The 3579-nt window shown below is 70.1% G+C and carries 5 protein-coding genes; 4 read left to right on the forward strand and 1 reads right to left on the reverse strand.

Annotation, left to right across the window (positions count from 1 at the left end; translation table 11 throughout):
* The first annotated feature begins 8 nt into the window (after positions 1-8).
* A complete protein-coding gene (locus ACWGIU_RS32900) occupies positions 9-1097 on the forward strand; it encodes an AI-2E family transporter (protein WP_453711773.1) in 1089 nt (362 codons plus the stop codon).
* Here ACWGIU_RS32900 and ACWGIU_RS32905 read toward each other — a convergent pair.
* A complete protein-coding gene (locus ACWGIU_RS32905) occupies positions 1051-1806 on the reverse strand; it encodes a Clp protease N-terminal domain-containing protein (RefSeq protein ID WP_453711769.1) in 756 nt (251 codons plus the stop codon). The two genes, ACWGIU_RS32900 and ACWGIU_RS32905, sit on opposite strands and share 47 nt — an antisense overlap.
* Positions 1807-1955: 149 nt before the next feature.
* On the opposite strand from ACWGIU_RS32905, the gene ACWGIU_RS32910 reads away from it, so the two are divergent.
* The 3 genes from ACWGIU_RS32910 (at position 1956) to ACWGIU_RS32920 (ending at position 3484) form a co-directional block, all read left to right on the forward strand.
* On the forward strand, positions 1956-2555 hold the full coding sequence (locus tag ACWGIU_RS32910) for a class I SAM-dependent methyltransferase (protein WP_453711770.1): 600 nt from the start codon (positions 1956-1958) through the stop codon (positions 2553-2555).
* A gap of 104 nt (positions 2556-2659) precedes the next feature.
* A complete protein-coding gene (locus ACWGIU_RS32915) occupies positions 2660-3109 on the forward strand; it encodes a hypothetical protein (RefSeq protein WP_453711771.1) in 450 nt (149 codons plus the stop codon).
* A 207-nt stretch (positions 3110-3316) separates the two neighbouring features.
* Positions 3317-3484, forward strand: coding sequence for a hypothetical protein (locus ACWGIU_RS32920; protein WP_453711772.1), 168 nt, complete (start codon positions 3317-3319; stop codon positions 3482-3484).
* The last annotated feature ends 95 nt before the right edge of the window (positions 3485-3579 follow it).

The raw sequence follows: 3579 nt of genomic DNA on the forward strand, positions 1-3579 counted from the left end.
ACGCGCGGATGCCGCGCTGGCTCCCGCGCGCCGTGGTCCTCGTCCTTGCCCTCGTCGCGTGTTTCCAGCTCGGCAGCTGGGCCTTTCACCAGCTGATCGGGCTGTTGGTCAACATCCTGATCGCGTTCTTCCTCGCGCTCGCGATCGAACCCGCGGTCGCCAGGATGGCGGCCTCGGGCATGCGCCGTGGGCTCGCCACCTTCGTGATGTTCCTCGCGGTGCTCATCGTGACCACAGGCTTCCTCGCGCTGCTCGGCTCCCTGCTCGCCGGGCAGATCGTCGCCATGGTCGAGGGCTTCCCCGGCTATATCGACGCGGTGATCAAAGCGATCAATTCCACCTTCCACACCGAACTGTCCCGGCTGGAGATCCAGGAGAGCGTGCTGCGCTCCGACTGGCTGCGCAAGTACGTGCAGAACAGCGCGTCCGGCGTGCTCGATGTGTCCGCCACCGTGCTCGGCGGACTCTTCAAGCTGCTGACGATCGGGCTGTTCTCCTTCTACTTCGCCGCCGACGGACCGCGGCTGCGGCGCGCGCTGTGCTCCGTACTGCCGCCCGCCAAGCAGGCCGAGGTGCTGCGCGCCTGGGAGATCGCCGTCGCCAAGACGGGCGGCTACCTCTACTCACGCGGGCTGATGGCGCTGATCTCCGGTGTCGCGACCTACATCGTGCTCGCGGTGCTCGGGGTGCCGTACGCGCCCGCGCTCGCCGTGTGGGTGGGCCTGGTCTCGCAGTTCGTCCCCACCATCGGCACCTATCTCGCGGGCGCGCTTCCGGTCCTGCTCGCCTTCACCGTCAATCCCTGGTACGCGCTGTACGTCCTCGGATTCGTGGTCATCTACCAGCAGTTCGAGAACTACGTGCTCCAGCCGAAGCTGACCTCGAAGACCGTCGACATCCATCCGGCGGTCGCCTTCGGATCGGTCATCGCGGGCACCGCCCTGCTGGGCGCGGTCGGGGCGCTGATCGCGATCCCGGCCGTCGCCACGCTGCAGGCCTTCCTCGGCGCGTACGTCAAGCGCTACGAGCTGACGCGGGACGCGGACTCCTCTACTTCCCGTCCGCGTCGCCGCGTACGACTGCCAAGGCTTCGCTGACGGTCGCCTCGGCGGCGGCCTTGTCCAGGCCGAGGCCGCTCAGCAAGCCCTCGCCGTTCTCCAGCTCCAGGAGCGCGAGCAGGATGTGCTCGGTGCCGACGAAGTCGTGTCCCAGGCGCAGGGCCTCACGGAAGGTCAGCTCCAGTGCCTTCTTCGCCGAGGCGTCGAAGGGGATGAGGGCGGGGAGCTCGGTCTGGGCCGGCGGGAGTGCTGCGGTCGCGGCGGCCCGTACGTCGTCCGGCGAGACCTCCTGGGCGCGCAGGACGAGCCCCGCGAGGCCGTCGGCCTCGGCCATCAGGCCGAGGACCAGGTGCTCGGTGCGGATCTCGGTGTTGCCGGCGGCGCGGGCCTCGTTCTGCGAGGTCACGATCACGTTGCGGGCGCGGGGTGTGAAGCGGCCGAAGCCTGCGTTCGGGTCGAGGCCGCCGGTCCCCTCCTTGTCCGCCTTGGGCACGAAGCGCTTCTGGGCCGCCTGGCGGGTGACGCCCATGCTGCGGCCGATGTCGGTCCAGGAGGCGCCGGAGCGGCGGGCTTGGTCGACGAAGTGGCCGATGAGGTGGTCCGCGACGTCCCCGAGGGCTTCTGCCGCGACGACGGCGCCGCTGAGCTGCTCCAGGGGGTCGGTGTGGACCTTGTTGATGGCCTCGATCAGGTCGTCGAGGCGTACCGGGTTGGTCATGCGAACGGGTTCCACCGAAGGGTTCGTCATAGAGGCAACCCTAGGTTGACACTCCGACGAGTGTCAACCTTGGGTTGTCAGTCGGTGAGGTGGCGTGGGCGGGTGGGGCGCGGCGGTGCCATCCTGAGGAGCAAGGGCGAGACGCGGAGGCCGCCATTGGGTTCTACGCCGAGCAGGCAGTGCCGCGGATCATCAACGTCGCCTGCGGGGCCAAGACGGGCCGGCCGCTGCGACGCCGGGTCTGCGACGGGCTGGTGGGAGAGGTCGTCGAGGTCGGCTTCGGCGCGGGACACAACGTCCCCTTCTATCCGCAGGGCGTCACGGGCGTGTCGGCGGTCGAGCCGTCCGACGTCGCGTGGCGGCTGGCCGCGAAACGCGTACGGGACGCTCGCGTCCCGGTGCGAAGGGCCGGCCTGGACGGCCAGTCGCTGCCCTTCGACGACGACGGTTTCGACTCCGCGCTGTCCACCTGGACGCTGTGCACCATCCCGGACGCCCTGGCCGCCCTGCGCGAGCTGCGCCGCGTACTGAAGCCCGGCGGAACCCTGCACTTCATCGAACACGGGCTCGCCCCGGAGAGCGACTGGCGCGTGCGGCGCCTGCAGCGACGGATCGAACCGCTGAACAAGCGGCTGCTGGGCGGCTGCCACCTCACCCGCTCCGCCCCGGACCTGCTGGTGGCGGCGGGATTCACGATCACCGCCCTCGACGTCTTCTACGAGCAGGGCGCGCCGAAGTTCCTGTGCGCCTACTCCCTGGGGACGGCGATCTCGCGCTGACCGGCGGCCCGTCACGAAACCATCACGAGGGGCACGGGCCCGGAGCGTCCCTGGCAGCATCGGTCGGACCGATCCAGGGGGGTTCAGGTTCCATGAGATTCCGTGTGCGTGTCCCCGTCGCGACCCGCGTCACCGTCACCCTCGCAGCCGTCACGTTGTTACTGGGAGGCTGCTCCCGGAGCCCGGCCGAGCGGCTGGAGGACTGGTACAGCTCGGGAGGGGAGGCCCAGATCAGGAAGCTGAACGAGGACGCCGGCCGGGTGAACGAAGTGAGCATGCGCACGATCGACGTGCAGGGGCCTGCATGCCAGGACCTGTTGGCCCAGACCGCCAAGGCCGAGAAGCTCGACCCGATCCCGGACGAAGCCGCCCAGCGGTTCTGGAAGGAGGCGCTCGGCGGATTCAGGCGCGGAGCGGCCGAGTGCGCCGACGGAGCCGCGAAGAACGAGGCGGGCCAGGTCTCCCGGGGCATCATGGCGGTCCAGACGGAAGGCCTCCCGAAGCTGGTGAGCACGGTCACGATGCTCAAGGCGCGCCTGGCGGCAGCCAAGTGACCTGACCTCCCCTGACCTCCCCTGAGCGGGCCTGGTGTCAGTGGCAGTTGCCGACTTCCGCTCAGGTGCCGGCACTGGACGGAGAGGTGGGGGCGTCGGGGTGGGTGCGTCCCTCCGGTGACTGACCGACCGCCTCTTAACCCGGAGCGAGGGCGGCGGCCACGGCAATCGTGTCGTTCCCGCGCGGCTGCTGCCTACGCTGCTCGCATGGCTCACGCGAAGACCTCCTACGTCCGCCTGCCCTGCCGGGCCTCGTACACGCAGCCCTACGACAAGGGCCGGGAGCGGATCTGCCCGCGGTGTGCGGGAGACCTGGTCCACGTGGGCTCCTCCACCTCCGGACACCGTTCGGCGCGAGCGCGTACAACGGCATAGCCGGCGGGGCTGGGGGGTGGGGTGGTGTTCCCTGCGGGGTGCTCGGTGGTGTGTGGTTCGGGTCGGGCTGCGCCCGGGGGTGGGGGGCGAGCGCC

This window comes from Streptomyces sp. NPDC054840, assembly GCF_053611065.1.